We start from the raw sequence: 15,828 nt of genomic DNA on the forward strand, positions 1-15,828 counted from the left end.
TGTCAATGCCGTTCGGAGACCTGGGGATAACGCGTGCCCGAGAACTCGCCCACAGAACAGCCGCGCCGCCGCCAAGCCCGCGGCGAGCGCCGTATCGCCCAGCTGCTCGAAGCCGCCGCCAACGTCTTCTGCACGACCGGCTACACCGCGGCCAGCACCAACGCCATCGCCCGCGAGGCCGGGGTCTCCCCCGGCACGCTCTACCAGTTCTTCCCGAACAAGGAAGCGATCGCCATCGAGCTGGGCACCCGGCTCGCGCACGACATGCGGGAGATGTACGGCGAGGCGCTCGCGCCGACCGGTCCCGCGACCCCGCTGGAGACGGCGGTCGCCACCGCCGTGGACCGGTTCATCGCCTTCAACTGCGACAACCCCGTGTTCTTCGCACTGATGCACGGCCCCGACGTCCCCGGGCGGATGGCCGAGGAGCACGACGAGCTGCACACGACCCTGCTCTCCCGGATCGAGGACCTGCTCTCCTCCTACCTGCCGGACCTGTCCCCCGCGGACCTCACCCGTACCGTCCACATGTGTCTGGGGCTGTACAAGGCGGGCCTGGAACTCGTCCTCTCCCACGAGGGCGCGGAGCGCGACGCGTATGTCGAGGAGCTGAAGAACGTCCTCACCCGGTACCTCGCGCCTTTGAGAAGTACCCCCTAGGGGTATAGGGTGTGTGGCAACGCAACGTCACACACCTCTGCGAGGAGAACGACATGACCGCCGAGACCGATACCCAGGGTTCCGTGACCGCCGTGTACAAGGTGAGCGGGATGAGCTGTGGGCACTGCGAAGGGGCCGTGTCCGGGGAGATCTCCGAGATCGCGGGGGTGACTTCGGTGAAGGCTGTCGCCTCCACGGGTGAGGTGACCGTGATCTCCGCGGCGGCGCTGGACGAGGAGACCGTGCGGGCGGCTGTGGACGAGGCCGGTTTCGAGCTCGTCGGCAAGATCTGAGACGTCATGACCCCCTCCCCGATAACCGAAGTCACCGAGGTCGAGCTGGTCATCGGTGGGATGACCTGTGCCTCCTGTGCCGCTCGGGTCGAGAAGAAGCTCAATCGGATGGAGGGGGTCAGTGCGAGCGTCAACTACGCCACCGAGAAGGCTCGGGTCGCGTACCCCGCGGGGGTCTCGGTCGACGATCTGATCGCGACCGTCGTGAAGACCGGGTACACCGCCGAGGAACCTCGGCCGGCGGCGGCGGAAGCCCCCGCCCAAGACCCGGAACTCAACGACCTGCGGCAGCGGCTCGTCGTCTCCGCGCTCCTCGCTCTCCCCGTCGTCCTGCTCTCCATGATCCCCGCCCTCCAGTTCGACAACTGGCAGTGGCTGGCGCTCACGCTTGCCTCGCCCGTGGTCGTCTGGGGTGGGTGGCCGTTCCACCGGGCCGCCTGGACGAACGCCCGGCACGCCGCGGCCACCATGGACACGCTCGTGTCGGTCGGCACGCTGGCCGCGTTCGGCTGGTCGCTGTGGGCGCTGTTCTTCGGGGACGCGGGGATGCCGGGGATGCGGGAGAGCTTCCGGCTCACCGTCGGCGGGATGGACGGCGCCTCGACGATCTATCTGGAGGTCGCCGCCGGGGTCGTCGCCTTCATCCTGCTCGGCCGCTGGCTGGAGGCGCGCGCCAAGCGCCGCGCGGGGGCCGCGCTCAGGGCGTTGATGGAGCTGGGCGCCAAGGACGTCTCGGTGCTGCGGGACGGGCGGGAGGTCAGGATCCCGGCGGAGCGGCTGGCCGTCGGGGACCGGTTCGTCGTACGGCCCGGGGAGAAGATCGCGACCGACGGCACCGTCGTCGAGGGTGCCTCGGCGGTCGACGCGTCCATGCTGACCGGCGAGTCGGTGCCGGTGGACGTGGCCGCCGGTGACCCGGTCACGGGCGCGACCGTCAACGTCGGCGGGCGGATCGTCGTAGCGGCGACGCGGGTCGGGGCGGACACGCGGCTCGCGCGCATGGCGCAGCTCGTGGAGGACGCGCAGAACGGCAAGGCCGAGGTGCAGCGGCTGGCCGACCGGATCTCCGCGGTCTTCGTGCCGGTGGTCATCGCGATCGCCGTCGCGACCTTCGGCGGCTGGCTCGGCGCGACCGGCGACGCCGTCGAGGCGTTCACCGCGGCCGTCGCGGTCCTGATCATCGCGTGTCCGTGCGCGCTGGGTCTCGCCACCCCGACCGCGCTGCTGGTCGGCACCGGGCGCGGCGCCCAGCTCGGCATCCTCATCAAGGGCCCCGAGGTGCTGGAGTCCACGCGCCGCGTCGACACCGTCGTCCTCGACAAGACCGGAACCGTCACCACCGGCCGGATGACCCTCCAGGAGGTCTACGTCGTCCAGGGCGCCGACGAGAAGCAGGTACTGCGGCTCGCGGGCGCCGTGGAGGACGCCTCCGAGCACCCCGTCGCCCGCGCGGTCGCCGTGGGCGCCCGGGAGCGGGCCGGTGAGCTGCCGGAGGTGACGCGGTTCGAGAACGTCCCCGGCAGGGGCGTACGCGGGCATGTGGAGGGCCACGAGGTGGCCGTGGGGCGGCTGTTCGAGGCACCGCTCAAGGAAGACGGCCCGCCTCAGGAGCATGCCCTGCCGGACGAGCTGGCCCTCGCCAAGGACCAGGCCGAGCGGGACGGTCGTACGGCCGTCGTCGTCGGCTGGGACGGGGTCGCCCGGGGTGTCCTCGCCGTCGCCGACGCGGTCAAGCCGACCAGTGCCGAGGCGGTGCGTGCGCTGCGGGCGCTGGGGCTCACGCCGGTGCTGCTGACCGGGGACAACCGGACGGTGGCCGAATCCGTCGCCCGGACCGTCGGCATCGACGAGGTGGTCGCCGAGGTGCTGCCCGAGGACAAGGTCGCGGTCGTACGGCGGCTGCGGGGCGAGGGCCGGGTCGTCGCGATGGTCGGCGACGGGGTCAACGACGCGGCGGCGCTGGCGACGGCCGATCTGGGGCTCGCGATGGGCACGGGGACGGACGCGGCGATCGAGGCCGGCGACCTCACGCTGGTGCGCGGGGACCTGCGGGTGGCGGCGGACGCGATCCGGCTGTCGCGGCGGACCCTCGCCACGATCAAGGGGAATCTCGTGTGGGCGTTCGGCTACAACGTGGCCGCGCTGCCGCTGGCCGCGGCGGGGTTGCTCAACCCGATGATCGCCGGGGCGGCGATGGCCTTCTCGTCGGTCTTCGTGGTGACGAACAGCCTGCGGTTGCGTGCCTTTCGTTGAGCATTACTTTTGACGGACCCCTCTGGAGTCCCGGGCGCCGCTCACATAAGCTCTTCACAAGACTCGCGCAACGTCCTTACGCTTGGGTCTCGGTCGCCATACCGGGCCCTTGCGTATCTAACGGACATTTGCAAGAGACGCAGATCACAGTGATGTGAACGTAACCATCGAAGGGGTTCGAAGGTCTAAGTTGGCGATGTCAGGCAGCGTCTTGGGGGGCGCCGACTGGCATCTGAGGTTGTCTTGGGGGACTTCCTCAGAGATGCGTTGCCGGGGCACGTACTTCGGGAAGCTTTGAGCGGCCCTCCCGAGCGTGCGTTGTCCCGGCAGATCGCACACCGGAGCAGTGCGGCGAGTTTTGCTCGTTCTGCTCACAGCAGTACCAGGCAGTACACGAAAGACAGCGAATTCAGGCGCTGGTCTCTCAGGCGCCCGGCCGGATCCCGTGGGGGGAATCCGCACCGGGACATGGGAAGGCGCCCTGGACGCCGGCCCGTGGGGGGACCGTCGCCAGGGCGCCTTTCGCTTCGCGGATTTAGCCGGGGGGTTCGTGGGAGTTCAGGTCGCGTCCGGCCGACCGCCGGTGGGGGCTGGTCGCGCAGTTCCCCGCGCCCCTAAAAACCAACCCCGGCACCGGCAACTATCAGCGCTGCTCTACCGGGATGAAGTCTCGCTCCACCACGCCCGTGTAGATCTGGCGGGGGCGGCCGATGCGGGAGCCCGGTTCCTTGATCATTTCGTGCCACTGGGCGATCCAGCCCGGGAGGCGGCCGAGGGCGAAGAGGACCGTGAACATCTCGGTCGGGAAGCCCATGGCGCGGTAGATCAGGCCCGTGTAGAAGTCCACGTTCGGGTAGAGGCTGCGCGAGACGAAGTAGTCGTCGGAGAGCGCGTGCTCCTCCAGCTTGAGCGCGATGTCCAGCAGCTCGTCGGACTTGCCGAGGGCCGAGAGGACGTCGTGCGCGGCGGCCTTGATGATCTTGGCGCGCGGGTCGAAGTTCTTGTAGACCCGGTGGCCGAAGCCCATCAGCCGGACGCCCTCCTCCTTGTTCTTCACCTTGCGGATGAAGGAGTCGACGTCACCGCCGGAGGCCTGGATGCCCTCCAGCATCTCCAGCACGGACTGGTTGGCACCGCCGTGCAGCGGGCCCCACAGGGCGTTGATGCCGGCGGAGATCGAGGCGAACATGTTCGCCTGCGAGGAGCCGACCAGGCGGACCGTGGAGGTCGAGCAGTTCTGCTCGTGGTCGGCGTGCAGGATGAGCAGCTTGTCGAGGGCCGCGACGACGACCGGGTCGAGGTCGTACTCCTGCGCGGGCACCGAGAAGGTCATCCGCAGGAAGTTCTCGACGTAGCCGAGGTCGTTGCGCGGGTAGACGAACGGGTGGCCGATCGACTTCTTGTACGCGTACGCCGCGATCGTCGGAAGCTTGGCGAGCAGCCGGATCGTGGAGAGGTCGCGCTGCTTCTCGTCGAACGGGTTGTGGCTGTCCTGGTAGAACGTCGACAGGGCGCTGACGACCGACGACAGCATGGCCATCGGGTGGGCGTCGCGCGGGAAGCCACGGTAGAAGTTCTTGACGTCCTCGTGCAGCAGGGTGTGCTGCGTGATCTCGTTCTTGAAGACCGAGAGTTCGTCGACGGTCGGCAGCTCGCCGTTGATCAGCAGGTAAGCGACCTCCAGGAAGGTGGAGCGCTCGGCCAGCTGCTCGATCGGGTAGCCGCGGTAGCGGAGGATGCCCGCCTCGCCGTCGAGGTAGGTGACGGCGGATTTATAGGCGGCCGTGTTGCCGTAGCCGCTGTCCAGCGTCACCAGACCGGTCTGGGCGCGGAGCTTGCCGATGTCGAAGCCCTTGTCGCCGACGGTGCTGTCGATCACCGGGTAGGTGTACTCGCCGTCGCCGTACCGCACTACTACTGAGTTGTCGCTCACGTCTTCCCTCACCGACGTTGTGCCTCATCTTCGAGGTTGCCCTGACTGTCTCTACCATCCCCCATTTGGCGCAGGAGAGTGCACTCGGGGTCGGCCGTTGGGCTTGTCCGCGGCACTCAGTGCCGCCAACTTGCCCATCCTGCCCCTCCGCCACCCCCTTCGGGAAGAGCTCTGTGACCCACATGACTCATTTGATCGATCATTTTTTGTGGTCACTGGCCCGCCAGCCGGAAATCCAGCGCCGTACAGCGCCGGCCCGCGGACACCGTGCGCACCGCCTGCCCGATCGCCTTGCGCGAACCGACGAGGACGACCAGCTTCCTGGCCCGGGTGACCGCCGTGTACAGGAGGTTCCGCTGCAGCATCATCCATGCGCTGGTGGTGACGGGGATCACCACGGCGGGATATTCACTGCCCTGTGAACGGTGGATCGTCACCGCGTACGCGTGCGCCAGTTCGTCCAGTTCGTCGAAGTCGTACGGCACCTCCTCGTCCTCGTCCGTCAGCACGGTGAGGCGTTGGTCGACCGGATCGAGCGAGGTGACCACGCCCACGGTGCCGTTGAAGACACCATTGGTGCCCTTCTCGTAATTGTTGCGAATCTGGGTGACCTTGTCGCCGACCCGGAAGACCCGGCCGCCGAACCGCTTCTCCGCGAGGTCGGGGCGGCCCGGGGTGATGGCCTGCTGGAGCAGGCCGTTGAGGGTGCCGGCGCCCGCGGGGCCTCTGTGCATGGGCGCGAGCACCTGGACGTCCCGGCGCGGGTCGAGCCCGAACTTGGCCGGAATCCGACGGGCCGCGACGTCCACGGTGAGCCGGCCGACCTCCTCGGTGTCGTCCTCGACGAAGAGGAAGAAGTCCTTCATGCCGTCGGTGACGGGGTGCTGTCCGGCGTTGATGCGGTGCGCGTTGGTGACCACACCGGACTGCTGCGCCTGCCGGAACACGCGCGTGAGGCGGACGGCGGGGACGGGGCCGCCGTCGGCGAGCAGGTCCCGCAGGACCTCCCCCGCGCCGACGCTGGGCAATTGGTCGACGTCCCCGACGAAAAGCAGGTGCGCGCCCAAAGGCACCGCCTTCACCAGCTTGTTGGCGAGCAGCAGGTCCAGCATGGACGCCTCGTCGACGACCACCAGATCGGCGTCGAGCGGGCGGTCCTTGTCGTAGGCCGCGTCGCCGCCGGGCTTGAGCTCCAGGAGGCGGTGAACGGTGGAGGCCTCCGCGCCGGTGAGTTCGGCGAGGCGCTTGGCGGCACGGCCGGTCGGGGCGGCGAGGACGACCTTGGCCTTCTTGGCGCGGGCCAGCTCCACGATCGAGCGGACCGTGAAGGACTTGCCGCAGCCGGGGCCGCCGGTGAGGACAGCGACCTTCTCGATGAGCGCGAGCTTCACGGCGGCCTCCTGCTCGGGGGCCAACTCCACGCCCGTACGCCCCTTCAGCCACGCCAGCGCCTTGTCCCAGGTCACGTCATGGAACGCCGGCATCCGGTCCTGGTCCGTGCGCAGGAGGCGCGACAGCTGGGCGGAGAGGGAGAGTTCGGCGCGGTGGAAGGGGACGAGGTAGACGGCGGTGACGTCATGGCCGTCGGGGCCGGGCACCTTCTCGCGTACGACGCCGGGCTCGCCCGACTCCTCGTCGGGCAGGGCGAGTTCAGCGAGGCACTCGATGACCAGGCCGGTGTCGACCTGGAGCAGCTTCACCGCGTCGGCGATCAGCTGCTCCTCCGGGAGATAGCAGTGCCCTTGGTCGGTGGACTGCGAAAGGGCGTACTGAAGACCGGCCTTCACCCGCTCGGGGCTGTCGTGCGGTATCCCGACGGACTGGGCGATCTTGTCGGCGGTGAGGAAGCCGATGCCCCAGACGTCGGCGGCGAGCCGGTAGGGCCGGTTCTTCACGACGGAGATCGAGGCGTCGCCGTACTTCTTGTAGATGCGCACGGCGATGGACGTGGACACCTCGACGGTCTGGAGGAAGAGCATGACCTCCTTGATCGCCTTCTGCTCCTCCCAGGCGTCGGCGATCTTCTTCGTCCGTTTCGGCCCGAGCCCCGGAACCTCGATGAGCCGCTTCGGCTCCTCCTCGATGATCTTCAGGGTGTCCATGCCGAAGTGCTGGGTGATGCGGTCGGCGAAGACGGGTCCGATGCCCTTGACGAGACCCGAGCCGAGATAGCGCCGGATGCCCTGGACGGTGGCCGGCAGGACGGTCGTGTAGTTCTCCACGGTGAACTGCTTGCCGTACTGCGGGTGGGAGCCCCAACGCCCCTCCATCCGCAGGGACTCCCCGACCTGGGCACCGAGCAGCGCACCGACGACGGTGAGCAGATCGCCACCACCGCGCCCGGTGTCCACCCGCGCGACCGTGTAGCCGTTCTCCTCATTGGCGTACGTGATCCGCTCCAGGACGCCTTCGAGGACCGCGAGCCGTCGCTCGCCCGTGGGTTGAGCCATGATCCGACGGTACCGGCGACCTCTGACACGGCGGGTGCCGATCGACCGCCCGCCGCCCCGTGGGCGCGGGGATTGGTGCGGTTTTCCCGGGCCCCTGCCCTATTCACGGCGTGTCGCCGGGAAAACCGCACCAATCCCCGGGCTAGCGCCGCCAGCTTCATCACGATCCGGTATCGGGGGCTTGCCTCTCGTCGTGTAATCGATTCCAATCCTTCGTGCACGAAGTTGTGTAATCGATTCCACGAGGAGGTGGAGCGGCGATGGCGAGCATCAAGGACGTCGCTGCCGAGGCGGGGGTGTCCGTCGCCACGGTGTCGCGGGTCCTGAACGACCATCCGTCGGTCAGCGCGGAGGCACGCACGCGCGTGCTGGCCGCCGTCGAGGCGCTGGGCTACCGCCCGAACGCCGTCGCCCGCTCCCTGCGCACCGACCAGACCCACACCCTCGGCCTGGTCATCAGCGACGTGATGAACCCCTACTTCACCGAACTGGCCCGCTCCGTCGAGGAGGAGGCCCGCGCGCTCGGCTACAGCGTGATCATCGGCAACGCCGACGAGCGCCCGGATCTACAGGACCACCACGTACGGAACCTGCTGGACCGGCGGATCGACGGGCTCCTCGTCTCCCCCACCGACGGCGGCTCCCCGCTGATGCTGGACGCCGTACGGGCCGGGACGCCGATGGTGTTCGTCGACCGGTGGATCCCGGGCGTCGACGTGCCGGTGGTGCGGGCCGACGGGCGGGACGCCGTACGCGATCTCGTGGCCCATCTGCACGCGCTCGGGCACCGGCGGCTCGCCATCATCGCCGGGTCCGCCGCCACGACCACCGGACGCGAGCGTGTGGAGGTCTTCCGGGAGGCCCTCCAGGCGTACGGGCTCGATCTTCCCGACGCCTACGTCGGGCAGGGCGACTTCCAGGCCGAGAGCGGGCGCCGGGTCACCGAGGGCTTCCTCGACCTGCCCGAGCCGCCCGAGGCCGTCTTCGCCGCCGACAACCTGATGGCGCTCGGGGCCCTGGACGCCGTACGCGCGCGTGGGCTGCGGGTCCCCGACGACCTCGCGCTCGCCGCGTTCGACGACATCCCGTGGTTCGTGCACACCGATCCGCCGGTCACCGCGATCGCCCAGCCCACGGGCGAGCTGGGCCGGGCCGCCGTGCGCGCTCTCGTCGACCGCATCGAGGGGCGGCCGCCCGAGTCCGTCACCCTTCCCGCCCGTCTCGTCGTACGCCGCTCGTGCGGCGAGAACCCCACCCCTGTGCAAAGGAGCACGTCGTGAGCAACCAGGACGAGTTGCTGCGCATCGAGGGCATCCGCAAGACCTTCCCCGGCGTGGTCGCGCTCGACGGCGTCGACTTCGGCCTGCGTCGGGGCGAGGTGCACGTGCTGCTCGGCGAGAACGGCGCCGGCAAGAGCACGCTGATCAAGATGCTGTCGGGCGCCTACCACCCCGACGAGGGCCGCGTCCTGGTGGACGGCGAGGAGGTGCACATCCGCGGGGCGCAGGACGCCGAGCGGCTGGGCATCGCCACCATCTACCAGGAGTTCAACCTCGTCCCCGACCTGACCGTCGCCGAGAACATCTTCCTGGGCCGCCAGCCGCGCCGCCTCGGGATGATCGACCGGAAGACGATGGAGGCGGACGCCGAGGTGCTGCTCCAGCGCGTCGGGGTCGACGTGTCGCCACGCGCGCGCGTGCGGGAACTCGGCATCGCGCGGCTCCAGATGGTGGAGATCGCCAAGGCGCTGAGCCTGAACGCGCGCGTGCTGATCATGGACGAGCCGACCGCCGTGCTCACCTCCGAGGAGGTCGACAAGCTCTTCGCGATCGTGCGCACCCTGCGCGAGGACGGCGTGGGGATCGTCTTCATCACCCACCACCTGGAGGAGATCGCGGCCCTGGGCGACCGGGTCACCGTCATCCGGGACGGGAAGTCGGTCGGACAGGTCCCCGCCGCCACGCCCGAGGACGAGCTCGTACGCCTCATGGTGGGGCGGTCGATCGAGCAGCAGTACCCGAGGGAGCGCGGCGACACCGGTCAGGCCCTGCTCAAGGTCGAGGGCCTCAGCCGGGACGGCGTCTTCCACGACATCGGCTTCGAGGTGCACGCCGGCGAGGTCGTCGGCATCGCGGGGCTGGTCGGCGCGGGCCGTACCGAGGTCGTGCGCGCCGTGTTCGGGGCCGACCCGTACGACAAGGGGACCGTGAAGGTCTCCGGGGCCGCCCTGAAGGGGCATGACGTGGGCGCCGCCATGGCGGCCGGCATCGGGCTGATCCCCGAGGACCGCAAGGGCCAGGGGCTGGTGCTCGACCAGACCGTCGAGGAGAACCTCGGACTGGTCACCATGCGGGCCGCCACGCGCGCGGGGCTCGTCGACCTCAAGGGGCAGCGGGAGGCGGCCGCGAGGATCGCCGGGCAGCTGGGCGTGCGGATGGCCGGGCTCCAGCAGCAGGTGCGCACGCTCTCCGGCGGCAATCAGCAGAAGGTCGTCATCGGCAAGTGGCTGCTCGCCGACACCAAGGTGCTCATCCTCGACGAGCCGACGCGCGGGATCGACGTCGGCGCCAAGGTCGAGATCTACCAGCTGATCAACGAACTGACGGCGCAAGGGGCCGCCGTACTGATGATCTCCAGCGATCTCCCGGAAGTGCTCGGCATGAGCGACCGGGTGCTGGTGATGGCCCAGGGCCGGATCGCCGGCGAACTCGACGCCGACGAGGCCACGCAGGACTCCGTGATGGCGCTCGCCGTCAGCACACCCACCACTACCGAAGGGGAGGCCAGCCGTGGCCACTGACACGCTCAAGAGCGGGGCGAGCGCGGGTGGTCTGCGCCGTCTCCTGCTGGACAACGGCGCGCTGACCGCGCTGATCGTCCTCGTCGTCGCCATGTCGGCGCTGTCGGGCGACTTCCTCACCACCGACAACCTGCTCAACGTCGGCGTCCAGGCGGCCGTGACCGCCGTCCTCGCCTTCGGTGTGACCTTCGTGATCGTCTCGGCGGGCATCGACCTGTCGGTCGGCTCGGTGGCGGCCCTGTCGGCCACGGTCCTCGCCTGGAGCGCGACGCAGCACGGAGTACCGGTCTTCATAGCGGTGGTGCTCGCCGTCGTCACCGGCATCGCGGCCGGACTCGTCAACGGCTTCCTCATCGCGTACGGCAAACTCCCGCCGTTCATCGCGACGTTGGCGATGCTCTCGGTGGCGCGCGGTCTGTCGCTGGTGATCTCCGAGGGCTCCCCGATCGCCTTCCCCGACTCGGTCTCGCACCTCGGTGACACGCTCGGCGGCTGGCTGCCGGTGCCCGTGCTCGTGATGGTCGTCATGGGGCTCCTCGCGGCCTTCGTGCTGGGACGGACGTACATCGGCCGCTCCATGTACGCGATCGGCGGCAACGAGGAGGCGGCGCGGCTGTCCGGTCTCCGCGTGAAGAAGCAGAAGCTCGCCATCTACGCGCTGTCCGGTGTGTTCGCCGCCGTCGCGGGTGTCGTGCTGGCCGCGCGGCTCTCCTCCGCGCAGCCGCAGGCCGCCGACGGCTACGAGCTGGACGCGATCGCCGCGGTCGTCATCGGCGGTGCCTCGCTCGCGGGCGGCACCGGCAAGGCGTCCGGGACGCTGATCGGCGCGCTGATCCTCGCGGTGCTCAGGAACGGCCTCAACCTCCTCAACGTGTCGGCGTTCTGGCAGCAGGTCGTCATCGGTGTCGTGATCGCGCTGGCGGTGCTCCTGGACACCCTGCGCCGCAAGGCCGGGGCGACCCCGGTGGCCGGTGCCTCGCAGGGCGGCAAGGGGCGCCAGGTCACGACGTACGGGCTCGCGGCCGTCGTCACCGTGGCGATCGTCGGCGCGACCTCCTTCCTGCACAACGGCTCGTCCTCGACGGCGAACCCGAAGGTGGGGCTGTCCCTCTCCACTCTCAACAACCCCTTCTTCGTGCAGATCCGCTCGGGTGCCCAGGCCGAGGCGAAGAAGCTGGGCGTGGACCTGACCGTCACGGACGCGCAGAACGACGCCTCGCAGCAGGCCAACCAGCTGCAGAACTTCACCAGTTCGAGCCTCGGCGCGATCATCGTCAACCCGGTGGACTCGGACGCGGCGAGCAACTCCGTGAAGGCCGCCGACAAGGCGAAGATCCCGGTCATCGCGGTGGACCGCGGTGTCAACAACGCCAGGACGGACGCTCTCGTGGCCTCCGACAACGTGGCCGGCGGTGAACTCGCCGCCAAGACCATCGGCGAGAAGCTCGGCGGCAAGGGGAAGATCGTCATCCTCCAGGGCCAGGCGGGCACTTCGGCCGCCCGGGAGCGCGCGGAGGGTTTCGCCAACGGCCTCAAGGCGTACCCGGGGATCCAGGTCGTCGCCCAGCAGCCGGCCGACTTCGACCGCACCAAGGGCCTCGACGTGATGTCGAACCTGCTCCAGGCCCACCCTGACGTCCAGGGCGTCATCGCCGCCAACGACGAGATGGCGCTCGGCGCGATCAAGGCGCTCGGCTCCAAGGCCGGCAAGTCGGTCTCGGTCGTGGGCTTCGACGGCACTCCGGACGGACTCGCGGCCGTCAAGAACGGCTCGTTGTACGCGTCCGTGGCACAGCAGCCCTCCCAGCTCGGCAGGATTGCCGTGGACAACGCCGTCAAGGCCCTTCAGGGTAAGAAGGTCGAGGAGACTGTGAAGGTTCCGGTGAAGGTGGTCACGGAGGAGAACGTGGCCGGCTTCAGCGGCTGACGGTCCAACTCACCCCAGGGAGTCATCTTCATGTACGACTACGACCTGCTGGTCGTGGGATCCGCCAACGCCGACCTCGTGGTCGGCGTGGAGCGGCGGCCCGGCCCCGGCGAGACGGTGCTCGGCTCCGACCTCGCCGTCCACCCCGGCGGCAAGGGCGCCAACCAGGCGGTCGCGGCCGCCCGGTTGGGCACGTCCACGGCGCTGCTGGCGCGGGTCGGCGACGACGGGCACGGGCGGCTGCTGCTGGACTCGCTGCGGGCGGCCGGGGTCGACACGGTGGGCGTGCTGGTGGGCGGGGCACCGACGGGGGTCGCGCTGATCACCGTCGACCCGTCCGGCGACAACAGCATCGTGGTCGCGCCGGGCGCCAACGGCCGTCTGACGCCGGGGGACGTCCGGGCCGCGGGGAGCCTCTTCCACGCCTCCCGGGTGGTGTCGGCGCAGCTGGAGATCCCGCTGGAGACGGTCGTGGAGGTCGTACGGAATCTGGCACCCGACAGCCGTTTCGTGCTGAACCCGTCGCCGCCGCGGCCGTTGCCGTCGGAGGTGCTGGCGGCCTGCGACCCGCTGATCGTCAACGAGCACGAGGCGAAGGTGATCCTCGGCGAGGCGTGTGTCAGCGACCGGCCCGAGGACTGGGCGCGGCTGCTGCTCGCGAAGGGGCCGCGGTCGGTGGTGGTGACGCTGGGCGGCGCGGGTTCGCTGGTGGCGTCCTCCGCGGGAGTGGAGCGGGTGCCGGCCGTGAAGGTGGACGCCGTGGACACGACGGGTGCGGGCGACGCGTTCACCGCGGCGCTGGCGTCCCGGCTGGGAGCGGGCGCGGGGCTCGCGGAGGCGGCGGCGTACGCGTCCCGGGTGGGGGCGGCGGCGGTGACCCGCAAGGGCGCGCAGGACTCCTTCCCGACGGCCCGGGAAGTCGACGGTCTGGAGGGCGGGGCGCTGGAGGACGGGGCGAGTGGGGCGTCCGGCACGGGGCGGCGGGATGAGGCGCCGAGGGACGGGGTGGGCGGGCCCGGGACGGCGGGTGGGGCGCTGTGAAGCGGGCGGGCATACTCAACCGCCATCTCTCCGGCGCGCTCGCGGAGTTGGGGCACGGGGACGGGGTGCTGGTGTGCGACGCCGGGATGCCGATCCCGGACGGGCCGCGCGTGGTCGACCTGGCCTTCCGGGCAGGGGTGCCGTCCTTCGCGGTGGTCCTCGACGGGCTGCTCGCCGAGCTGGTCGTGGAGGGCGCGACGGCGGCGGAGGAGATGCGGGACGCGAATCCGGCGGTGGCGGCGCTGCTCCAGGGGGAGTTCCCGGACCTCCAGCTGGTCTCCCACGAGAAGCTCAAGGACCTCTCGGCGGGAGCGCGGCTGATCGTCCGCACGGGCGAGGCACGGCCGTACGCGAACGTACTGCTGCGCTGCGGGGTTTTCTTCTAGCCCGCAGCATCTCTACGACATGTTTCGAGGGGCCCGGTCCGTCGACCGGGCCCCTCGGGTTTTCCCCTCCACTCAGGACTCCCTGTGATCCCCCCAGATCCCCCTCCAAGAGTCCTGATGCGATGTATGACAGGCGAGGTGGGGCGAGGGTTGTACGGCGTCTCCGGAATTTTTTCTAGCGGCTTCCCCGGCTGTCCGCGACCCGCTTCACATCCCCGAGGGACTCCTTCAACCGGAGCGCGAGGTAGCGGAGTTCCTCGCCGCTCAGGTCGGGCTCCGCGAGGAGTTCGGTGGCGTGGTCCAGGAGGTTGCCCGCCATGCCGAGTTGGATGCTCTCGATCTGGTCCGCGAGCCGGGAGACATGCCCGACCCCGTCTCCGAGGAGAAAACAGGGCTTGCCTCCGAGTCCGGTCCAGGGCAGCAGCCGCCCTTCGTCGCCCACCGGTCCGCTCATGTCAGCCTGCTTTCTCATCTGCGGTGACTCCGCTCTGTCGCGAATCACTCACAGAATGGGGTCGGCGTTGGCTACGCTGCCAGGGGCCGGGGCTTGACATCCCGCCTGTCAGGGAAGGGAGTTGGCCGGATGAGCGAAGACCGTGGGCCTCGAACGCCCCGCCAGAAGTACGGCGAGGAGTTGCGGCTACGACGGATCGCGACCCGTCTCACCCAGGAGGAACTGGGCGACCAGGTGGTGTGCTCACCCACTCTGATCAGCCACTTCGAGGCCGGGCGGCGCCTGCCCAAGCCGGACGACGCCCTGCGGATCGACAAGGCGCTCGGAACAGACGGGTTCTTCGCCCGCTGGCTGAAGGACCTGGACTCCAAGTACGCGGACCACTTCGCGGCAGCGGCCGAGCTGGAGCAACAGGCTTCGCTGATCCAGCAGTTCGCGCTGTCGTTGGTACCGGGGGTGTTGCAGACCGACGGTTATGCGCGGGCCCTCTTCCGCGCGTATCGGCCGAACTTCACGGCCGAGGAGCTTGACAAGGCCGTTGTCGTCCGAACAGAACGTCGACGAATCCTCGACGCATCACCGCATCCCGTGGTGTGGACGCTGCTCGACGAGGCCGTGCTCCGGCGCCGGATCGGCGGACCTCATGTCATGGCAGAGCAGTTGCGCAAGATCGCGGACTCGGCCGACGCAGGACGGCTGCGCCTGCATGTCATCCCGTACGGGGTGGGGGCGCACGCACTGCTGGAGAGCTTGCTCACCCTCATGAGCTTCGAGGATTCGGCGCCGGTGGCCTACGTCGAGGGCTTCCTCAGCGGGCACTTGATGGATGATCCGGCCCTGGTGAGCGCCTCGCAGACCGCCTACGCTCTGGCCCTGGGCGACGCGTTGTCGCACCAGGAGTCGATTGCCCTCGTGAGGGCGGCAGCAGAGGAACACACGCATGGTCAGTGAGCACACCGTCTCCGACTCGTCCGCCCTCACCGGGTGGTTCAAGTCCAGCTTCAGCGGCGGTGGTCAAGGCGAGTGCCTGGAGGTCGCCCGCGGCCACGCGCGCGTGCCCGTCCGGGACAGCAAGGTGGAGTTCGGGCCGGCGGTGGTCTTCTCCGCGGGCGGGTGGTCCGCGTTCGTGGGTGCCGTACGCGAGGGCCGTATAGGCGGCTAGGCGCCGGCGATCTCTTTCCGGAGTTGCCGGGTGAAGCGGCGCAGGAGGTCCAGCGTCTCGCTGAACTCGGCCCGGATGTCGTCCCGGCCGCCGCTCGGGCGGGTGCGCCAGACCCGGCGGGCGAGAGCGTCGGCCAGCTCGACGGTGTCGCCGTCGCAGAGCAGGTAGAGCGCCGAGCGTGCCTCCTGCAGCCGGTTCGCCAACTCGTTGGCTCCGGGGCCGTCGTCGCTCAGCCGTGTCTCCTTCAGGTGGTCCAGCAGCTGAACCACGGCCGTGCTGAAGCCGATCCCCGCCTTGAGCTTCTGCTCGCGGAGCCACATGCGGTCCTGTCGACGCGCGGTGAACCACGAACCGAACAAGACCCCCATGAACCCGATCGCGGCCCCGACGGCCACGGGCAGGACGTTCTCCACGGTCAGCTCCCCCCGACGTACGGCGGCGCCAGGCTACCGACGACCGGAGTTCCGCG

At 69.7% G+C, this 15,828-nt stretch carries 14 protein-coding genes; 10 read left to right on the forward strand and 4 right to left on the reverse strand.

Features of this window, described 5'->3' with window-relative positions; translation table 11 throughout:
• The first annotated feature begins 33 nt into the window (after positions 1–33).
• From ABZ896_RS16355 to ABZ896_RS16365, 3 genes are read left to right on the forward strand one after another with little or no spacing between them, the layout of a single operon-like run.
• Positions 34–660 (forward strand): TetR family transcriptional regulator, encoded by a 627-nt coding sequence (locus tag ABZ896_RS16355; protein WP_360928324.1) that lies wholly within the window; start codon positions 34–36, stop codon positions 658–660.
• Between the two features lie 53 nt (positions 661–713).
• The gene (locus tag ABZ896_RS16360; RefSeq protein ID WP_360928327.1) at positions 714–953 is read left to right on the forward strand and encodes a cation transporter; all 240 of its coding nucleotides are present in this window, start codon (positions 714–716) and stop codon (positions 951–953) included.
• A 6-nt stretch (positions 954–959) separates the two neighbouring features.
• On the forward strand, positions 960–3,206 hold the full coding sequence (locus tag ABZ896_RS16365; RefSeq protein WP_360928330.1) for a heavy metal translocating P-type ATPase: 2,247 nt from the start codon (positions 960–962) through the stop codon (positions 3,204–3,206).
• A gap of 643 nt (positions 3,207–3,849) precedes the next feature.
• On the opposite strand, the gene ABZ896_RS16370 is transcribed toward ABZ896_RS16365, so the two are convergent.
• Both ABZ896_RS16370 and ABZ896_RS16375 read right to left on the reverse strand, forming a co-directional pair.
• Positions 3,850–5,139: a citrate synthase gene (locus ABZ896_RS16370; RefSeq protein WP_360928333.1), complete on the reverse strand. Its 1,290-nt coding sequence runs from the start codon at positions 5,137–5,139 to the stop codon at positions 3,850–3,852.
• Between the two features lie 212 nt (positions 5,140–5,351).
• The gene (locus ABZ896_RS16375) at positions 5,352–7,589 is read right to left on the reverse strand and encodes an ATP-dependent RecD-like DNA helicase (RefSeq protein ID WP_360928336.1); all 2,238 of its coding nucleotides are present in this window, start codon (positions 7,587–7,589) and stop codon (positions 5,352–5,354) included.
• Positions 7,590–7,849: 260 nt separating this feature from the next.
• On the opposite strand from ABZ896_RS16375, the gene ABZ896_RS16380 reads away from it, so the two are divergent.
• Genes ABZ896_RS16380 through rbsD form a run of 5 tightly spaced genes read left to right on the forward strand, consistent with a single transcriptional unit; the run spans position 7,850 to position 13,743 of the window.
• Positions 7,850–8,869, forward strand: coding sequence for a LacI family DNA-binding transcriptional regulator (locus tag ABZ896_RS16380; RefSeq protein ID WP_360928339.1), 1,020 nt, complete (start codon positions 7,850–7,852; stop codon positions 8,867–8,869).
• Entirely contained in the window at positions 8,866–10,389 is a 1,524-nt protein-coding gene (locus tag ABZ896_RS16385) for a sugar ABC transporter ATP-binding protein (RefSeq protein WP_360928342.1), read from the forward strand. Before ABZ896_RS16380 ends, ABZ896_RS16385 begins: the two co-directional genes overlap by 4 nt.
• Positions 10,379–12,316, forward strand: a complete 1,938-nt coding sequence (locus tag ABZ896_RS16390) for a substrate-binding domain-containing protein (protein ID WP_360928345.1) — start codon at positions 10,379–10,381, stop codon at positions 12,314–12,316. The genes ABZ896_RS16385 and ABZ896_RS16390 overlap by 11 nt, the downstream gene beginning before the upstream one ends.
• A 30-nt stretch (positions 12,317–12,346) precedes the next feature.
• Positions 12,347–13,357 (forward strand): ribokinase, encoded by a 1,011-nt coding sequence (locus ABZ896_RS16395; protein ID WP_360928348.1) that lies wholly within the window; start codon positions 12,347–12,349, stop codon positions 13,355–13,357.
• Entirely contained in the window at positions 13,354–13,743 is a 390-nt protein-coding gene (gene rbsD, locus ABZ896_RS16400) for a D-ribose pyranase (RefSeq protein ID WP_360928351.1), read from the forward strand. Before ABZ896_RS16395 ends, rbsD begins: the two co-directional genes overlap by 4 nt.
• 175 nt (positions 13,744–13,918) lie before the next feature.
• Here rbsD and ABZ896_RS16405 read toward each other — a convergent pair whose 3' ends face one another.
• Complete coding sequence (locus tag ABZ896_RS16405; RefSeq protein ID WP_360928354.1) at positions 13,919–14,197, reverse strand: hypothetical protein; 279 nt, start codon at positions 14,195–14,197, stop codon at positions 13,919–13,921.
• 129 nt (positions 14,198–14,326) lie between these two features.
• Between ABZ896_RS16405 and ABZ896_RS16410 the strand changes: the two genes are divergently transcribed.
• Positions 14,327–15,148, forward strand: coding sequence for a helix-turn-helix transcriptional regulator (locus tag ABZ896_RS16410; RefSeq protein ID WP_360928357.1), 822 nt, complete (start codon positions 14,327–14,329; stop codon positions 15,146–15,148).
• Positions 15,138–15,359, forward strand: coding sequence for a DUF397 domain-containing protein (locus ABZ896_RS16415; RefSeq protein WP_360928359.1), 222 nt, complete (start codon positions 15,138–15,140; stop codon positions 15,357–15,359). The genes ABZ896_RS16410 and ABZ896_RS16415 overlap by 11 nt, the downstream gene beginning before the upstream one ends.
• On the opposite strand, the gene ABZ896_RS16420 is transcribed toward ABZ896_RS16415, so the two are convergent.
• Entirely contained in the window at positions 15,356–15,772 is a 417-nt protein-coding gene (locus ABZ896_RS16420) for a hypothetical protein (protein WP_360928362.1), read from the reverse strand. The genes ABZ896_RS16415 and ABZ896_RS16420 overlap by 4 nt on opposite strands.
• Positions 15,773–15,828: the final 56 nt, after the last annotated feature.

It is taken from the genome of Streptomyces sp. NPDC047072, from assembly GCF_040643855.1.
Taxonomy (GTDB): domain Bacteria; phylum Actinomycetota; class Actinomycetes; order Streptomycetales; family Streptomycetaceae; genus Streptomyces.